This is a genomic window from Pseudomonas sp. GW821-FHT01A09 (assembly GCF_058986725.1).
The window spans coordinates 109,129-126,041 of record NZ_JBYSWB010000017.1 but is presented as its reverse complement, the minus strand read 5'-3'; the positions used below and the strand labels follow the sequence as shown (position 1 = coordinate 126,041).

The following is a 16,913-nucleotide window of genomic DNA, read 5'->3' as shown; positions in this document are numbered from 1 at the left end:
CAGTACAAGAAAGTATCAGTCGAGGTGCAGCTGCGGCGTTGTCAAGCAACTCATTCAGGGCTGTAATCAACAACAGATGCTTGCCATTGCGCAGGACAACAAAAACAAAAAACCACTGAATCGGACCTCCGGGTACCGATGAGGAGACGCACGATGCACACTCCCACAACAACCCTGCTCGCCATTGCCTGTCTGGGCCTCACGGCCAGCGCTTTGAGCCTCGACGCCTCTGCCGCCGATACCTTGACCATCGCCACGGTCAACAACAGCGACATGATACGCATGCAGCGCCTGTCCAAGACTTTCGAAGAGCAGCACCCGGACATCAAGCTCAACTGGGTAGTGCTCGAAGAAAACGTTCTGCGCCAACGCCTGACCACCGACATCGCCACCCAAGGCGGCCAGTTCGACGTGCTGACCATCGGCATGTACGAAGCTGCACTCTGGGGCGCCAAGGGCTGGCTCGAGCCGATGAAAGACCTGCCGGCCAACTACGATCTGGACGATGTGTTCCCCTCGGTGCGTGAAGGTCTGTCGGTCAAGGGCACTCTGTACGCCCTGCCGTTCTATGCCGAAAGCTCGATGACCTACTACCGCACCGACCTGTTCAAGGCCGCCGGCCTGACCATGCCCGAGCGCCCGACCTGGGAGCAGATCGCCGAATTCGCCAGCAAGCTCAACGACCCGAGCAAGGAGCAGTACGGCATCTGCCTGCGGGGCAAGGCCGGCTGGGGCGAGAACATGGCGCTGATTACCACTGTGGCCAACAGCTTTGGCGGGCGCTGGTTCGATGAGAAGTGGCAGCCGCAGTTCAATACCGATCCGTGGAAGAAAGCGCTGAATTTCTATGTCGACACCATGAAGAAATCCGGCCCGCCCGGTGCATCGAGCAACGGCTTCAACGAAAACCTGGCGCTGTTCAACAGCGGCAAGTGCGCGATCTGGGTCGACGCCAGCGTGGCCGGCTCGTTCGTCACCGACAAGACCCAGAGCAAGGTCGCCGACAGCGTCGGCTTCACCTATGCCCCGCATCAGGTCACGGAAAAAGGCTCGGCGTGGTTGTATTCCTGGTCGCTGGGCATTCCCGCCAGCTCGAAAGAGAAACCCGCTGCCAAGGCCTTCGCCGCCTGGGCGACGTCCAAGGAATACGCCGAACTGGTGGCCAAGACCGACGGCGCCGCCAACGTACCGCCAGGTACTCGCAAATCCACCTACACCGACGCCTACATGAAGGCCGCGCCGTTCGCCAACATCACCCTGGAATCGCTCAAGGTGGCGGACCCGAGCAAGCCGAGCGAGCAGCCGGTGCCTTATATCGGCATTCAGCTGGTGACCATTCCCGAGTTCCAGGGCATCGGTACGTCGGTGGGCAAGCTGTTCTCGGCCGCCCTGACCGGGCAGACCACGGCAGATCAAGCCCTGGCCGCCGCGCAGACCAGCACCGAGCGTGACATGAAGCGCGCCGGGTATCCGAAGTAACACGCCGCTGGACGCCAACCCTGTAGTGAGGGGGCTTGCTCCCGAGGCGGTATGTCAGTCACCGAAGTTGTTGCAGACCCACCGTATCGGGAGCAAGCCCCCTCGCCACACTGGATTTGCACAGGTCCTTGGATTTGCGCACGTTGAGGTACAAGAACAATGAACACCCACACCGCCAAGGCGCAATTGCATGTCCCCAAGGACACCGCCAAGCGCCGCTTGATCAACCCCGGCTGGTTTCTCGTCAGCCCGTCGGTCCTGCTCCTGTTGCTGTGGATGATCGTGCCGCTGGGCATGACCGTCTACTTTTCGCTGATCCGCTACAACCTGCTCAACCCCGGCGAAAACGAGTTCGCCGGGATGGAAAACTTCAGCTTCTTCATCACCGATTCCGGCTTTCTGCCCGGCGCCTGGAACACCCTGGTGCTGGTAGGCAGCGTGCTGCTCATCAGTGTGGTGTTCGGGGTGCTGATATCGGCGCTGCTCGAGGCCAGTGACTTCGTCGGCCGTGGCATCGTGCGGGTGCTGCTGATCTCGCCGTTCTTCATCATGCCCACGGTGGGTGCGCTGGTGTTCAAGAACCTGATCTTCCACCCGGTCTCGGGCATTCTCGCCGCCCTGTTCAAGGCCGTCGGCCTGCAGCCCATCGACTGGCTGGCCAACTACCCGTTGCTGTCGATCATCATCATCGTCAGCTGGCAATGGCTGCCGTTCGCCATCCTCATCCTGATGACCGCCATGCAGTCGCTGGATCAGGAGCAGAAAGAAGCCGCACGCCTGGACGGTGCCGGGCCCATCGCGATCTTCTGGCACCTGACCCTGCCACACCTGGCGCGGCCGATTGCAGTGGTGGTGATGATCGAGACGATCTTCCTGCTCTCGGTATTCGCCGAAATCTTCACCACCACCAACGGTGGCCCGGGCTTCGCGTCCACCAACCTCGCCTACCTGATCTACAACCAGGCGCTGGTGCAGTTCGATGTGGGCATGGCCTCGGCGGGCGGCCTGATTGCGGTAGTGATTGCCAACATCGCGGCGATCGTGCTGGTGCGCATGATCGGCAAGAACCTGACCGACAAGACCTGAGGACGACGCCATGATGACGCTCAAACAATCGCGGCGCCTGCAAAGCGCGCTGCTCGGCAGCCTGGCGTGGATCATCGCGCTGGTGATCTTCTTCCCGATCTTCTGGATGATCCTCACCAGCTTCAAGACCGAGATCGACGCCTTCGCCACACCACCGCAGTTCTTCTTCACGCCGACGCTGGAGAATTACCTGCACATCCAGGAGCGCAGCGACTACTTCCACTTTGCCTGGAACTCGGTGCTGGTCTCGTTCACCGCCACCGCACTATGCATGTTGATCGCAGTGCCGGCGGCGTATTCCATGGCTTTCTACGAGACCAAGCGCACCAAGAAGACCTTGCTGTGGATGCTCTCGACCAAGATGCTGCCGCCGGTGGGCGTGCTGATGCCGATCTACCTGCTGGCCAAGGGCGCGGGGCTCCTGGATTCGCGCACGGCGCTGATCATCATCTACACCCTGATCAACCTGCCGATCGTGGTGTGGATGGTGTACACCTACTTCAAGGACATCCCCAAGGACATCCTTGAAGCCGCACGCCTGGACGGCGCCACGCTGTGGCAGGAGATGGTCCGCGTGCTGCTGCCGATCAGCAAGGGCGGCCTGGCCTCGACCGTATTGCTGTCACTGATTCTGTGCTGGAACGAAGCCTTCTGGTCGCTCAACCTCACCAGTTCTCAGGCGGCGCCGCTGACGGCGCTGATCGCCTCGTACTCAAGCCCCGAAGGGCTGTTCTGGGCCAAGTTGTCGGCGGTATCGACCCTGGCCTGCGCGCCCATCCTGATCTTCGGCTGGATCAGTCAGAAGCAACTGGTGCGCGGCCTCTCGTTCGGTGCAGTGAAATGACCAGGCCCGATATCGAATTCAACCCTGTGGTGAGGGGGCTTGCTCCCGAGAGGCCGGTACTGACACACCGAGCAAGGCAGGCTTGGCCCCTCGGGAGCAAGCCCCCTCACCACAGAGGCGTTCACAAAAATAAGGAGCAACAGACATGGCCACGCTGAAAATAAAAAACCTGAAAAAAGGCTTCGAAGGCCTGCAGATCATCAAGGGCGTCGACCTCGAGGTCCGCGACCGGGAATTCGTGGTGTTCGTCGGCCCCTCGGGCTGCGGCAAATCCACCTTGCTGCGGCTGATCGCCGGGCTCGAAGACGTCACCAGCGGCACCATCGAGCTCGACGGCCGCGACATCACCGAGGTCACCCCGGCCAAGCGCGACCTGGCCATGGTGTTCCAGTCCTATGCCCTGTACCCGCACATGACCGTGCGCCAGAACATGGCCTTCGCCCTCAACCTCGCCGGCCAGGACAAGGCCGAAGTCACGCGCAAGGTCGATGACGCCGCGCGTATTCTCGAACTCGGCCCGCTGCTGGATCGCAAGCCCAAGCAGCTGTCCGGCGGCCAGCGCCAACGGGTGGCGATTGGCCGCTCGATCGTGCGCAACCCGAAAATCTTCCTGTTCGACGAACCACTGTCCAACCTCGACGCCGCCCTGCGCGTGCAGATGCGCCTGGAGCTGTCGCGCCTGCACAAAGAGCTGCAGGCGACCATGATCTACGTCACCCACGACCAGGTCGAAGCCATGACCCTGGCCGACAAGGTGGTGGTGCTCAATGCCGGCCAGATCGAACAGGTCGGATCGCCGCTGGAGCTGTATCACAGCCCGGCCAATCTGTTCGTGGCGGGCTTCTTGGGCACGCCGAAGATGGGCTTTCTCAAGGGCAAGGTCAGCCGTATCGATGGCCAGGCCTGCGAGGTGGAGCTGGCGGCAGGCACGCGCATCACCCTGCCCCGTGTCAGCCCGACCCTGAGCGTCGGTGGTGAGGTGACCCTGGGGATCCGTCCCGAGCATCTGGAGCTGGCCAGCGAGGGCCAATGCCAGCTGGCGGTGACCGCCGACGTCAGCGAACGCCTGGGCAGCGATACCTTCTGCCACGTGGTCACCGACTCGGGGGAGCCGCTGACCTTGCGTATCCGTGGCGACATGAGCAGCCAGTACGGCGAGCGCCTGAACCTGTACCTCAATGCCGAGCATTGCCACCTGTTCGATGCCCAGGGCGTCGCGGTCACCCCCGCGCTGCGCGCTGCGGCCTGAAGTCGAGAACCATCATGAAACTCAATCTGAAAAACCTGTCGCAGCTGCCCGAGCACGTCGAACGCCCTGCCTATCAGGCTTCGGCCACGTCCCAGGGCATCGTCCACATCGGCGTGGGCGGCTTTCACCGCGCCCATCAGGCGTTCTACACCGACCGCCTGATGAACCGCGGCGAGGGCCTGGACTGGGCGATCTGCGGCGCCGGCCTGCGCGCCGAGGACCGCAAGGCCCGCGATGACCTCGCGGGCCAGGACTACCTTTACACCCTGGTGGAGCTGGCAGATACACCCGACACCGAAGTGCGTGTCATCGCCGCCATCACCGACATGCTGCTGGCCGAGGACGATCCTCAGGCGCTGATCGCCAAGCTCGCCGATCCGTCGACGCGCATCGTGTCGCTGACCATCACCGAAGGCGCCTACTGCATCGACGACAGCACCGGCGAGTTCATGGCGCACTTGCCGTTGATCCAGCACGATCTGGTGCATCCGGACGCGCCGCGCAGCGTATTCGGCTTCCTTTGCGCGGCGCTGGCGCGACGCCGAGCGGCCGGTGTTGCGCCTTTCACGGTGATGTCCTGCGATAACCTGCCCCACAACGGCGCCGTGGCGCGCAAGGCGCTGCTGGCGTTCGCGGCGCTGGCCGAGGATCAAGCGCTGCACGACTGGATCGCCAGCAATGTCAGCTTCCCCAATGCCATGGTCGACCGCATCACGCCCATGACCAGCAATGCCCACCGTCTGCAACTACATGACCAGCACGGCGTTGATGATGCCTGGCCGGTAGTGTGCGAGCCCTTCGTGCAATGGGTGCTGGAAGACAAGTTCAGCAATGGGCGTCCGGCGTGGGAAAAGGTCGGCGTGCAGTTCACCGACGACGTCACTCCGTACGAAGCAATGAAAATCAAGCTCCTCAATGGCAGCCACCTGGCGCTCACCTACCTGGGCACACTGGCAGGAATGGAGTTCGTGCACGAGACCATGAACGATCCGTTGATCGTCGAGTACATCCGCCAGTACATGGACATGGATGTCACCCCGCAACTGGACCCGGTACCGGGCATCGATCTGACAGACTACAAGGCGACCTTGATCGAGCGCTTCTCCAACCAGAAGATCGCCGACCAGCTGCAGCGCGTCTGCTCGGATGGCTCGTCGAAGTTCCCCAAGTTCACCGTACCCACCATCAACCGCCTGATCGCCGACGGCCACCCTCTGGACCGTGCCGCCCTGGTGGTCGCCGCCTGGGCGCTGTACCTGCAGCAACCGGCCGACGTGCGGCCCTATACCATCGTCGATCCGCGGGCCGATTTCTGTCGGGGTCTGGTCGCTGAGCAGGCCACGCTGACCGAGCGATTGCTGGGCGTCGAAGAAATCTTTGGCAAGGTCATCGCCGAATCGACGGAATTCGCCGCGGCTTTCGAGCGTCAACTGCACGACTTGCGCACCTTGGGTGTGCAAGACACGCTGAAGGTGTTGTTGGCCAACGAGAGGTAACCTGGCATGTTTCTGGGCATTGATTGCGGTACCCAAGGTACCAAAGCGCTGATCCTCGATACCCGTACCGGCAAGGTCCTGGGTCAGGGCGCGGCGCCGCACACCATGAACGCCGGCAGCAATGGCCGTCGCGAGCAAGATCCGGCGCAGTGGGTGGCGGCGTTCGAGACCGCCACCGCGCAGGCACTGCAGGCAGCGGGAATCGATGGCCAGTCGATCGAGGGGGTCGGCGTGTCCGGGCAGCAGCACGGGTTGGTGCTGCTGGACGCCAACGGCCATGTACTGCGCCCCGCCAAGCTGTGGTGCGATACCGAAACTACCGACGAAAACGATCGGCTGCTGCAGTACCTGGGTGGCGAACAAGGCTCCCTGGAGCGCCTGGGCGTGGTCATCGCGCCTGGCTATACGGTCTCCAAACTGCTGTGGACCAAAGAGCAGTTCGGCCATGTGTTTCAGCAGATTCATTCGATACTGCTGCCCCATGACTACCTCAACTATTGGCTGACCGGGCGGCGTTGCTGCGAATACGGCGATGCCTCCGGCACCGGGTACTTCGACGTCCGCAGTCGCCAGTGGGATCTTGCGCTGTTGCACCAGATCGATCCCAGCGGGCGCTTGCAGGCGGCACTGCCGCAACTGCTGCAAGCCGACGAGGCCGTAGGCCGGGTACGTCCGGAGATCGCCCGACGCCTGGGCATTAGCCCGCAAGCCATGGTCGCCAGTGGCGGCGGCGACAACATGATGGCAGCCATCGGCACCGGCAACATCGTCGCCGGGGAAATCACCATGAGTCTGGGATCTTCGGGCACGGTGTATGGGTATAGCGAGGAGCCAATAATCAACCCCAGCAGCGAGGTAGCGACGTTCTGCTCATCCAGCGGGGGTTGGCTGCCGTTGATCTGCACCATGAACCTGACCAACGTCACCGGTACCGTGCGGGAACTGTTCAAGCTCGACCTGGCGGCCTTCAACCGTGTGGTCGCGCAGGCACCCATCGGCGCTGAGGGCGTGTTGATGCTGCCCTTCCTCAATGGCGAGCGGGTACCGGCCCTGCCCCATGCCCAAGGCAGCTTGCATGGGTTGACCAGCACCAATCTGAACCAGGCCAATCTGTGCCGCGCAGCGGTCGAGGGCACTACCTTCGGCCTGCGCTACGGCCTCGACCTGCTGCGTGACAGCGGCCTGCCTTGCCACAGCATCCGCCTGGTAGGCGGCGGCTCGAAAAGCCCGCTGTGGCGCCAGATAGTGGCCGATATCATGAATGTGCCGGTGATCTGCCCCGAGGAGCCAGAAGCCGCTGCCCTGGGCGCAGCCATTCAGGCGGCCTGGTGTGTTGGCGCGGGTGACACCTCTTTGCAAGCGCTGTGCAAACGCTGTGTGCACATGGATGAAGAGAGTCGGGCCATACCCCTGGCCGCGAATGTCGCCGAATATCAGCGGGTCTATGGGCGGTATCGTCAGCAACTTGCGGCACTGTGAAGGCGGAATGTACAAATTGATGCAATAACGATCAGATTTCGGGCACTCAACTAACACATTGATACAATTTTCAAGGAATAAACTAATACGCCGCCATTCAGCGGCGTTTTTAGTTAAATTTTCACGCTGTTCTACACCACGCTTATTTACGTTTCGATCGCAGGACATTATTCTGGCGCCACATCAATGTGACCTCGTCACCCATGCCGGAGCTTCAACTATGTCAAGACTCGCCGAATTTCGTGCTGCCGAAAAAGCCCTGCAAGAACAACTTGCACAGCTGGAGGCGCTGAAAAACGACGCAGGCCTCAAAAAAGAAATCGAGTTCGAAGAAAAACTTCAGGCGCTGATGAAGAGCTACGACAAGAATCTGCGTGACGTCATCTCCATCCTCGATCCATCGGCGTCCAACGCCAAATCGACCCCGGTTGCCCCGGTCAAGACCCGCAAGCCACGCGTCCTCAAAGTCTATGAGAACCCGCACACCGGCGAGCTGATCGAAACCAAGGGCGGCAACCACAGCGGCCTAAAGGCCTGGAAGCGCGAGCACGGCAGCGACACTGTCGAAAGCTGGTTGCGCGGATAAAAATATTTTTAAGGTTCACGGAACCACTGCCTGATTTTCACGGTATTTTCACCGTCCCAGGGAGATTATCAAGGCTGCTGAAGGACCAGCGCCCCATATGCCCGCTTCGGCGGGCTGCTTATTTTCCGCGGTACTGTTTTATTCCTCCCCTGCGCAAAACCTTAACGCCCAATTCCTGAATTTGCCTTCACATTGTTCCTGCCAGGTCGTTCATTTGGCATCGGCGCTCTCACTGCGTATCATTGATCGGCCTTGTCGCTCGCATCCTTGCGGTGACGACGATTCATTTGCAATGGAGCCCCCATGAGCCTCGACACCTTGAATACTCTGGCCGGTGTGACTGCCAGCCCTGATACCGCAACGCAACAGTTCGTGTTCAACCACACCATGTTGCGCGTCAAGGACATTACCCGCTCGCTGGATTTCTATACCCGTGTATTGGGTTTCAGCCTGGTGGACAAGCGTGATTTTCCTGAAGCCGAGTTCAGCCTGTATTTCCTGGCGTTGGTTGATAAGAACACTATTCCGGCCGACGATGCAGCGCGCCACCAATGGATGAAGTCCATTCCCGGTGTGTTGGAACTCACCCATAACCACGGCACCGAAAATGATGCCGACTTCGCCTATCACAACGGCAACACCGACCCGCGCGGTTTTGGTCATATCTGCATTTCGGTGCCGGACGTCACTGCGGCTTGCGAGCGCTTCGAAGCGCTGGGCGTTACCTTCCAGAAGCGTCTGAGCGATGGCCGTATGAAGCATCTGGCTTTTATCAAGGACCCGGACGACTACTGGGTCGAAATCATCCAGCCAGCACCGCTGGCCTGATCATGAAAAACCCGCGAATTCGCGGGTTTTTTTTGCTGCGGTGGTTTATCAGACCGGTGCCGAGGTGCGGATCAAGTGGTCGAACGCCGCCAGTGAAGCTTTGGCACCCTCGCCCATGGCAATGATGATCTGCTTGTAGGGCGCGGTGGTCACGTCACCTGCGGCAAATACACCCGGGTGACTGGTTTCGCCGCGGGCATCGACGATGATCTCGCCACGCGGGCTCAGCTCGATGGTGCCCTTGAGCCAGTCAGTGTTAGGCAGCAAGCCGATCTGCACGAAGATACCTTCCAGTTCGAGGGTATGCAGCACGTCGCTGATGCGATCCTTGTAGATCAGGCCATTGACCTTCTGACCATCACCTGTCACTTCAGTGGTCAGGGCATTGGCGATAACCGTGACGTTCGGCAGGCTGTGCAGCTTGCGTTGCAGGACTGCATCGGCTCGCAGCAGGCTGTCGAACTCGATCAAGGTCACGTGGCTGACGATACCCGCCAGGTCGATGGCCGCTTCGACCCCGGAGTTGCCGCCCCCGATTACCGCTACACGCTTGCCCTTGAACAGCGGGCCATCGCAATGCGGGCAGTAGGCCACGCCGCGGTTACGGTATTGCTGCTCGCCCGGCACGTTCATTTCGCGCCAGCGTGCACCGGTGGCCAGGATCAGCGACTTGGACTTGAGCACCGCGCCATTGGCGAAGTGCACCTCATGCAGGCCGCCATCGACGCCAGGGATCAGCTTCTCGGCGCGCTGCAGATTCATGATGTCGACTTCGTATTGCTTGACGTGCTCCTCCAGCGCCATGGCCAGCTTCGGCCCTTCGGTTTCCTTGACGGAAATGAAGTTCTCGATTGCCATGGTGTCCAGCACCTGGCCGCCGAAGCGCTCGGCGGCCACGCCGGTGCGGATGCCTTTACGTGCGGCATAGACAGCGGCCGCAGCGCCCGCAGGACCACCACCGACTACCAGCACATCGAACGCTTCCTTGGCGTTGAGCTTCTCGGCCTGACGGGCACCAGCGCCGGTATCGAGCTTGGCGAGGATTTCTTCCAGGCCCATGCGACCCTGGCCAAAGTTTTCGCCATTCAGGTAGACGCTCGGCACCGCCATGATCTGACGACGCTCAACTTCTTCCTGGAACAATGCGCCATCAATGGCCACGTGGCGCACTTTGGGGTTGAGCACTGCCATCAGGTTGAGCGCCTGGACCACGTCCGGGCAGTTCTGGCACGACAGCGAGAAATAGGTCTCGAAGTGGAACTCACCGTCCAGGGCCTTGATCTGCTCGATCACTTCGGCACTGGCCTTGGAAGGGTGGCCGCCGACTTGCAGCAGCGCCAACACCAGCGAGGTGAACTCGTGGCCCATGGGCAGCCCGGCGAAGCGTACGCCGATGTCCTCGCCGGGGCGATTGATCGAGAAGGATGGCTTGCGCGAATCATGCCCATCGCTGCGCAGAGTGATCTTGTCCGACAGCGCGTCGATATCCTGCAGCAGGCCCAGCAATTCCTGGGACTTGTCACCGTCGTCCAGCGAGGCGACGAGTTCGATCGGTTGGGTGACCCGTTCCAGGTACGACTTCAACTGCGCTTTGAGATTGGCGTCCAACATGAGGGCGATTCCTTGGTGGTGTCTGAAAATAAAGGCGCAACAATGCCGTCCACTGTCTTCAGCAGAGCGGTCGATGCGGTTTCAAGATAAAAATAAAGCAACGTACCCATCTTGATCCCTGCAAGAGCCGGGCTTGCCTGCGAAGAGGCTCGACTGGCCTCAAACGCTTCGCGGGCAGAGCCCGGCTCCCACAGGTATGCAGACGGCTGACCGACAAGGGCATCAGGAAGATGCCCTGCCCGCCTTTGGCAATTTAGATCTTGCCAACCAGGTCCAGCGACGGAGCCAGAGTGGCTTCGCCTTCTTTCCACTTGGCAGGGCAGACTTCGCCCGGGTGAGCGGCAACGTACTGAGCGGCTTTGACTTTGCGCAGCAACTCGGAAGCGTCACGACCAACACCACCGTCGTTCAGTTCGACGATCTTGATTTCGCCTTCCGGGTTGATCACGAAAGTGCCGCGGTCAGCCAGGCCAGCTTCTTCGATCAGGACGTCGAAGTTGCGCGAGATCAGGTGAGTCGGGTCGCCGATCAGTGGGTAGTTGACCTTGCTGATGGCGTCAGAGGTGTCGTGCCAGGCTTTGTGAGCGAAGTGAGTGTCGGTCGACACGCCGTAGATTTCCACGTTCAGCTTCTGGAATTCGGCGTAGTTGTCAGCCAGGTCGGTCAGCTCGGTCGGGCAAACGAAGGTGAAGTCGGCCGGGTAGAAGAAAAACACGGACCATTTGCCTTTGAGGTTAGCTTCCGAAACCTCTACGAACGCGCCGTTGTGGAAGGCAGTTGCGTTAAATGGTTTTACTTTGCTGTTGATGATAGGCATCAGGTGACTCTCCTTCAGGGTTGAAAATCTGATGGGGTGTATCCTAACGGCCTTTGCCCCATCGTGCCCATTGGCAAAGTCGATGCGTTCGATTGGTTTTGCCTATCGACGGACACTATAAAGAGTCATGGGAGACGCATGCCCAGGCACAGGCACCGCCTGGAGCCGTTACTTGCCAGTTTCGCTGACGAAGATAGCAACTGCCCGCCTTGTGCCATGCAGTCTGGCGCCCTCTTGCGACTAATGATTTGTGGCACCAACCACGCGAAACCTATCCAAAATTTCGACCCTTTCCGGATTTGTGGAGTTTTCCCACAAAAACAATGGGTTAGGTCCTACAGCTGGGTTTTACGACGACCATTAGACTGCAAAAACTGTCATTTCCTACAGGTTTCAAACATGGCTATTCAGGCTATAACCCAGTGCGTAATGCGCTTTTCCTCTGCAGATCGGCCTCAGCGATCTGCTTCAGCCATTGGGAGTGATTGCCATGCAACGGAATTCTCGCAAGCCCCAGACTACCCATATCACCAGTACGCAAACCATCCATCACATGGCGGCCATATCCCTGACCGATCGAGAGCATCAGGTATTGACGTGGATAGCTCAGGGAAAGAGCTCATGGGAAATCGGCCATATCATCCTTTGCGAAGAATGCACGGTGAATTTCCATTGCCGCAACATCATGGGCAAATTGAACGTAAACACCCGAGCTCATGCAGTGATCAAGGCGTTGGGCCTGGGCCTCATCGATCTCTGAGCGAGCCGCAGGGTTTGATCGCAGCAGCGATCCACCGGCTCGAGTCATAGATCTTGAACCTGAAAGTCATCATTGCCGACGACCACCCGGTGGTCTTGCTGGGTATCACTTCCACGCTGACGGCCGACCCTCGTCAAGAATTCGAAGTGGTCGGTGCCGCCAAGTCCGTCGTCGGCCTGTTCGAATTGCTTGCGCGATCGCCTTGCAAGGTATTGATCACCGATTTTTCCATGCCCAACGGCGAACTGACCGATGGCCTGGCCATGATCAAGCGCATACGTCATGAATACCCGAAAGTGCAGATTGTCGTGCTCAGCAGGATCAGCAGCACTCACACGCTGCGGGCATTGCAGCGCATGGGTGTGATGGGCCTGTACGACAAGAGGGACAGCCTGGTCGAACTGGCCCGCGCAGTGCGTCTGGCCGGGGCGAAACGTCGTTACGTCAGCCCCGGCTATCAGCACAATCTCGAGGAACCCAACGACCCCTTGTCCGCTCGAGAAATCGACGTACTGCGGATGCTCGCGAAGGGCCTCAGTGGCCGGGATATCGCGTTGCTCACCCAGCGCAGCGAAAAGACCATAACCCGCCAGAAACGCAACGCCATGGACAAGCTTGGGCTGGTCCATGACGGTGCCTTGCTGGACTACATCAATGGGCTGGACGCAACCTGACGAACCCTGGCCGCGTGATCCAGCGCACAGCGCGTCAGGATTTCACCCCCTTGGCCTTACCGCCCTTGGTACGAGGTTTCGAGCCGTCGCTCTGGTGCTCCGCCAGCAAGGCCTCGCCGGCGCGCATGATGGTATGCCCTTGCCCATCCTCGACCAGGTTGGCCAGCTCTCCCGCCCGGTAGAAGCGCCGTTCGTTCGCGGCCGAGCTGATGATGTCCATCGCGTCGTAACCGTACTCCAACGCCTGGGTACCATCGGCCGGAGTCACCTTGATCAGCCGGCTGAAGGCGTCGTAACTCAAATTGCGCCCGGCTTCGTCCTGCTGCAGGTTGCCATTCTGGTCATAGGTCAGGCTCAGGTTGAAGGCGGCGTAGTCCGGATGTTCGTTGGTAATCTCAACCAGCTGCGCGGGATCGAGTTCGCTGTAGAAATATTCGGCGAAGTTCTCGCCACCGGCGAATTCCGTCAGCACGATCTCGTGGTTGTCCAGATCATCGCAATAGAAGTACTGCGCGGCGATCTGCTTGCCCGCAGGATCGTAAGGCGCCTCTGGCCCCTCGGCGGTGTAGGCCGTCAGGCGTGCGCGCGGATCATATTCGAATGTCTCTTTGCGTAACTGCGCATCCCCTTCGCTGAGTGTGCGGCTGGTCATCTGATCGCGACCGTTGTAAGTCTGCTCCAGCGTCTGCTTGCCCGCGCTGCCCAGGTCGAATACGCGCTTGGTTTCCCGACCGAACTCATCGTAGCTCAGGGTCACGTTGACCTGCTGACCAATAGCCGAGTCGCTGGTATTGATGGTTTCGTTCAAACCGACGCCGTTATAGGTGAGCGTGGCCGTGGTAGTGCCAAGGTCAGTACCGATCAGCCTGCCCGCCAGATCGTAGGTATGGGTCTGGGTGTTGCCGAGCACATCGGTGTAGCTGAGCAAGCGCCCCTGCAGGCTATAGACATATTCCATGTCATAGGTCTCGCCAGCCTCCGTGCGCTGTTCGGATTTCAATTCGCCGGTACTGAAGTACGACCGAGTCAGGCTATGACTCGACTCGGTGCCGCTGAGCAACCTGGCGTTCTGTGGATCGAGTTCATAGCTGGCGGTGATGGGCGCCCCGGCCACCCGTCGCGCCACCGGCTCGTCGCTGAGGTGCGGCAGGTAGTCGTATTCGAGGGTGGCGCCTGCTGGCGTATGAACGGCAATCGGCTGCGTCTGGCTACCGGCGTAAACGTACGTGCGTGGACGGTTGCCGGTGATCGACAACTTCATGCGCGACAGGCCATCGAACTCCTGGGTGCCGAGTAGCTTGCCGTTGACCGCGATCGAGATCGGCAAGTCTTCACTGCTGTGGGTTGCATAAGCGCGCACCACGCGAGCGCGGTCTGGCAAGACCTGCACCGTCAGGCGCTCGAACGCGTCGTACTCGTAAGTGGTCTTGGCGCTACCGGCGTCGGTGGCCTCGCGCAGCCTGCCGAGGCCATCGTACTTGGAGGTTTCGACACTATAGCGACTCCCGGTAGCGCTCCTGCGCTCGACCTGCTCTGGCTTTTCGAACAGATTGACGGTGGTCAAGGTCTTGCCCATCCCCTCGCGCCATGCAGTAGTGACGAGGGTGATCGGATTGGCTTGCTGGTGCTCTATCACCCCGTCCGGCCCTGTCGCCGAGCATTGCTGGCCCCAGTCGTCATAGGTGAAGCTGGTGGTCAGCGCAAGCGCGTCGTCGGCCAACCAGTTGAACTGTCCGGCACCGAACTTCGTCCCCGAAAGTTTCGGTGCATCGCCCAGGCGCCAGTCGTATTCGGTTTCTTCGGCCAACTGGCCATAGGCGTCATAGGAAGCCCCGTAGGTCTGCACAAATTCGCCAGCACGGGCTGATGAGGCCTCTTGTTGCCGCTCCTCACGGATCGCCCGGTTCAGGCCATCGAAGATCGTGCGAGTCTGAATCCCTTTGACATCGATCACACGCTGCTCGGCAGTGCCGCCGGCGACGTTGACCAATGTGTAGGTGTATTGGCGGGTCGCCTCTTGCGGTGTTTCCGGAGCGGCCGTTTCGGCGATGACCTGATCGAGAGCGTTGTAGGCGGTGCGAATTTCGACGTTGTTGTCGTCGCGGTCCAGCAAGGTATTGCCGGTCAGGATCGATTCGAGGCGAATGACGGTTTTGCTCAAGTTGTCGTGGGTCGTCAACGTCTCGGTCGTCTTCAAGCTTGGCTCGGTGGTCGCCCGCACGGCCACGCCGCTGCGGCTTGCCGCCTGGGCAGACTCCGTGGTGTAGGCATAGCGAGTCACCGAGGTGTGGCCGCCCAAGGTCACACTCACCGACGCAGGCCGGCCATGCTCGCCGGGGCTGGCAGGTTTGTCGACGTAAGTGGTCACGCTGCGTTGCAGTTCGACTTCATTGCCGGCCGCCCCCTGGAACAGCACCTCGCTGACGGGCGCTACCCAGGGCGTGCTCGCGCTGTGCACCGGCGACTGCAGCTCATAGCTATAGCGAGTGGTCAATACCGGTGTGTCCGCGAAGGCCGAGTTGGCCGGTTTGACCGTCTTGGCCTTCACATAGCGAACCAGCCCCCATGGGTCGGCCGGGCAGCCCTCTTCACCTTCCGCCGCATACCAGCTGGTGATTTCCTCCACTCCGGTGTTGGCGACACTGCGAATGATATTGCCCGAGGTGTCGTACGTGCTGTATTCGCGCTCGGTGCGCGAGCCTCCCTCGACCAGATGCGACCAGGTCGTGGCGACTTCGGCAGGCAACTGGCACTGCGGATCCTGTAGCTGGAACGGCAGATCCGGTTTCAAGGGATAGACGGTGACCACGTTTTTGACACAGCTGTTCTGGGTGGTGTTTTCCTCCACCAACAGGTGATAGCCGTTGAAGATGCGCTCGATGCTGCGGACCGCCTGACCATCGACTATCAGTTTTTCCGTGGAGCCATACCTATAGGGATAGGTCGCCTGATACAGGTTATCGAGTCCGCTGGGATCGTAGACGACGCCCTCGGCACCGTAACCCAGAAAGTTGGCGCCTGGGGCGCCATCCACACCGTAGCTGTATTGCACGACGATATTGGGTTGGTCAGACCCGGGAAACGTCACATGGCGAGTCACCCGGGGCAGCGCTTGCGGTGCCGCGCTGCGGGGGCCGAAGCGTTGATCCAGAACCTGCTCGAGCTTTTGCGCGGACTGCGGCGACGTCGACCTGGGCGTCGCGATCGCCCCCTTGGCGCCGCGGCGGCCACCGCCCGGAAAGGCATGACCTTCATCGTCATAGGCCAGCTCCTCCCGCGAGCCGGTCGGCGAGTGGACGGTTTTTAGGCACAACAGCCCACGAATGGTCACGTATTCAAAACGCCAGGACGCCTCTGGCTGGGTCGGCAGGATGATACGGCTGACGCTTCCCGAGCTCAGCTCCAGGGTATAACGCGCCCAAGGCGCACCTTGCTCGCCAGCACCGGGGCGCAGATCGACATGAACAAGATTGCCGTCACGGGTCACCAGCAGCAACTGCGAGGTCTCATCGCGGATCGACGTCAAATACGGCGTGCTGTTGTATACGCCGTAGTCGAGCGTCAGCTGGTGGCCTTGCGCCGACTCGATGTACTTAGGCAGCGCAACTTGCGGCGTCCCCGTCTGCACCTCAAGGTATTCCACCAGTCCGGACTTGTGAACGACGCGATACCGACCGTTGCCGTCCTGGAAAAAGCGAAACGAGGCGAGTTTCTTCTCCTCGATTTCAGGCTCGAGTACCGTACTGCCCCCCGTGACCTTGAACGACTCACCGGTGCTCAGCGCCAGGATCCGGGTCTGCACGGTGAACTGCGACAGCTTCAGGTCCCAGCCCTTGCCATAGCCGCCATCCAGTGTGTTGAGCGGATTATAAGTGAGGGCGACGGGCAGTTCCGGGCCATTCAGGTCATAGGACTGCAAGGCCGGCAAGTTGATCCCCAGCGTGTATTGACCCGTGCGAGGATCGACACCGTTCTGGATGTAACTCATGAAATTGAACGCGTTA

At 60.4% G+C, this 16,913-nt stretch carries 13 protein-coding genes; 10 read left to right on the top strand and 3 right to left on the bottom strand.

From position 1 onward, the window contains the following. Positions 1 to 153: 153 nt before the first annotated feature. From AC3WJP_RS19360 to gloA, 8 genes are all read left to right on the top strand, one after another. The gene (locus AC3WJP_RS19360) at positions 154 to 1,479 is read left to right on the top strand and encodes an ABC transporter substrate-binding protein (protein WP_493722305.1); all 1,326 of its coding nucleotides are present in this window, start codon (positions 154 to 156) and stop codon (positions 1,477 to 1,479) included. A gap of 159 nt (positions 1,480 to 1,638) precedes the next feature. Beyond that, a complete protein-coding gene (locus AC3WJP_RS19355) occupies positions 1,639 to 2,565 on the top strand; it encodes a carbohydrate ABC transporter permease (protein ID WP_493722304.1) in 927 nt (308 codons plus the stop codon). Between the two features lie 10 nt (positions 2,566 to 2,575). Continuing rightward, complete coding sequence (locus tag AC3WJP_RS19350; RefSeq protein WP_493722303.1) at positions 2,576 to 3,409, top strand: carbohydrate ABC transporter permease; 834 nt, start codon at positions 2,576 to 2,578, stop codon at positions 3,407 to 3,409. A gap of 145 nt (positions 3,410 to 3,554) precedes the next feature. After that, positions 3,555 to 4,658: an ABC transporter ATP-binding protein gene (locus tag AC3WJP_RS19345; RefSeq protein ID WP_493722302.1), complete on the top strand. Its 1,104-nt coding sequence runs from the start codon at positions 3,555 to 3,557 to the stop codon at positions 4,656 to 4,658. 14 nt (positions 4,659 to 4,672) lie between these two features. Further along, complete coding sequence (locus AC3WJP_RS19340; protein WP_493722301.1) at positions 4,673 to 6,154, top strand: mannitol dehydrogenase family protein; 1,482 nt, start codon at positions 4,673 to 4,675, stop codon at positions 6,152 to 6,154. Between the two features lie 6 nt (positions 6,155 to 6,160). Further along, positions 6,161 to 7,633: a xylulokinase gene (gene xylB, locus AC3WJP_RS19335; RefSeq protein WP_493722300.1), complete on the top strand. Its 1,473-nt coding sequence runs from the start codon at positions 6,161 to 6,163 to the stop codon at positions 7,631 to 7,633. Between the two features lie 220 nt (positions 7,634 to 7,853). Next, positions 7,854 to 8,219, top strand: a complete 366-nt coding sequence (locus AC3WJP_RS19330) for a histone-like nucleoid-structuring protein, MvaT/MvaU family (RefSeq protein WP_493722299.1) — start codon at positions 7,854 to 7,856, stop codon at positions 8,217 to 8,219. Between the two features lie 303 nt (positions 8,220 to 8,522). Next, positions 8,523 to 9,047, top strand: coding sequence for a lactoylglutathione lyase (gloA, locus tag AC3WJP_RS19325; RefSeq protein WP_493722298.1), 525 nt, complete (start codon positions 8,523 to 8,525; stop codon positions 9,045 to 9,047). A 48-nt stretch (positions 9,048 to 9,095) separates the two neighbouring features. Here gloA and ahpF read toward each other — a convergent pair whose 3' ends face one another. Both ahpF and ahpC read right to left on the bottom strand, forming a co-directional pair. Next, the gene (gene ahpF / locus AC3WJP_RS19320) at positions 9,096 to 10,658 is read right to left on the bottom strand and encodes an alkyl hydroperoxide reductase subunit F (RefSeq protein ID WP_493722297.1); all 1,563 of its coding nucleotides are present in this window, start codon (positions 10,656 to 10,658) and stop codon (positions 9,096 to 9,098) included. A 253-nt stretch (positions 10,659 to 10,911) separates the two neighbouring features. Further along, entirely contained in the window at positions 10,912 to 11,475 is a 564-nt protein-coding gene (gene ahpC, locus AC3WJP_RS19315) for an alkyl hydroperoxide reductase subunit C (RefSeq protein WP_493722296.1), read from the bottom strand. Positions 11,476 to 11,965: 490 nt separating this feature from the next. Here ahpC and AC3WJP_RS19310 point away from each other — a divergent pair, with 490 nt between their 5' ends. Next, on the top strand, positions 11,966 to 12,235 hold the full coding sequence (locus AC3WJP_RS19310; protein WP_493722295.1) for a helix-turn-helix domain-containing protein: 270 nt from the start codon (positions 11,966 to 11,968) through the stop codon (positions 12,233 to 12,235). A 53-nt stretch (positions 12,236 to 12,288) separates the two neighbouring features. Continuing rightward, the gene (locus tag AC3WJP_RS19305) at positions 12,289 to 12,909 is read left to right on the top strand and encodes a response regulator (RefSeq protein WP_493722294.1); all 621 of its coding nucleotides are present in this window, start codon (positions 12,289 to 12,291) and stop codon (positions 12,907 to 12,909) included. 34 nt (positions 12,910 to 12,943) lie between these two features. Here AC3WJP_RS19305 and AC3WJP_RS19300 read toward each other — a convergent pair whose 3' ends face one another. Further along, positions 12,944 to 16,897, bottom strand: coding sequence for an RHS repeat domain-containing protein (locus AC3WJP_RS19300; RefSeq protein ID WP_493722293.1), 3,954 nt, complete (start codon positions 16,895 to 16,897; stop codon positions 12,944 to 12,946). Positions 16,898 to 16,913: the final 16 nt, after the last annotated feature.

What these genes read in the sequence shown, in the direction of transcription:
- AC3WJP_RS19350 (WP_493722303.1), top strand. Translation starts at nt 2,576, where the DNA reads ATGATGACGCTCAAACAATCGCGGCGCCTGCAAAGCGCGCTGCTCGGC.
- gloA (WP_493722298.1), top strand. Translation starts at nt 8,523, where the DNA reads ATGAGCCTCGACACCTTGAATACTCTGGCCGGTGTGACTGCCAGCCCT.
- ahpC (WP_493722296.1), bottom strand. Translation starts at nt 11,475, where the DNA reads ATGCCTATCATCAACAGCAAAGTAAAACCATTTAACGCAACTGCCTTC.
- AC3WJP_RS19300 (WP_493722293.1), bottom strand. Translation starts at nt 16,897, where the DNA reads ATGAGTTACATCCAGAACGGTGTCGATCCTCGCACGGGTCAATACACG.
- AC3WJP_RS19310 (WP_493722295.1), top strand. Translation starts at nt 11,966, where the DNA reads ATGCAACGGAATTCTCGCAAGCCCCAGACTACCCATATCACCAGTACG.
- AC3WJP_RS19340 (WP_493722301.1), top strand. Translation starts at nt 4,673, where the DNA reads ATGAAACTCAATCTGAAAAACCTGTCGCAGCTGCCCGAGCACGTCGAA.
- ahpF (WP_493722297.1), bottom strand. Translation starts at nt 10,658, where the DNA reads ATGTTGGACGCCAATCTCAAAGCGCAGTTGAAGTCGTACCTGGAACGG.
- AC3WJP_RS19355 (WP_493722304.1), top strand. Translation starts at nt 1,639, where the DNA reads ATGAACACCCACACCGCCAAGGCGCAATTGCATGTCCCCAAGGACACC.
- AC3WJP_RS19360 (WP_493722305.1), top strand. Translation starts at nt 154, where the DNA reads ATGCACACTCCCACAACAACCCTGCTCGCCATTGCCTGTCTGGGCCTC.
- xylB (WP_493722300.1), top strand. Translation starts at nt 6,161, where the DNA reads ATGTTTCTGGGCATTGATTGCGGTACCCAAGGTACCAAAGCGCTGATC.
- AC3WJP_RS19345 (WP_493722302.1), top strand. Translation starts at nt 3,555, where the DNA reads ATGGCCACGCTGAAAATAAAAAACCTGAAAAAAGGCTTCGAAGGCCTG.
- AC3WJP_RS19330 (WP_493722299.1), top strand. Translation starts at nt 7,854, where the DNA reads ATGTCAAGACTCGCCGAATTTCGTGCTGCCGAAAAAGCCCTGCAAGAA.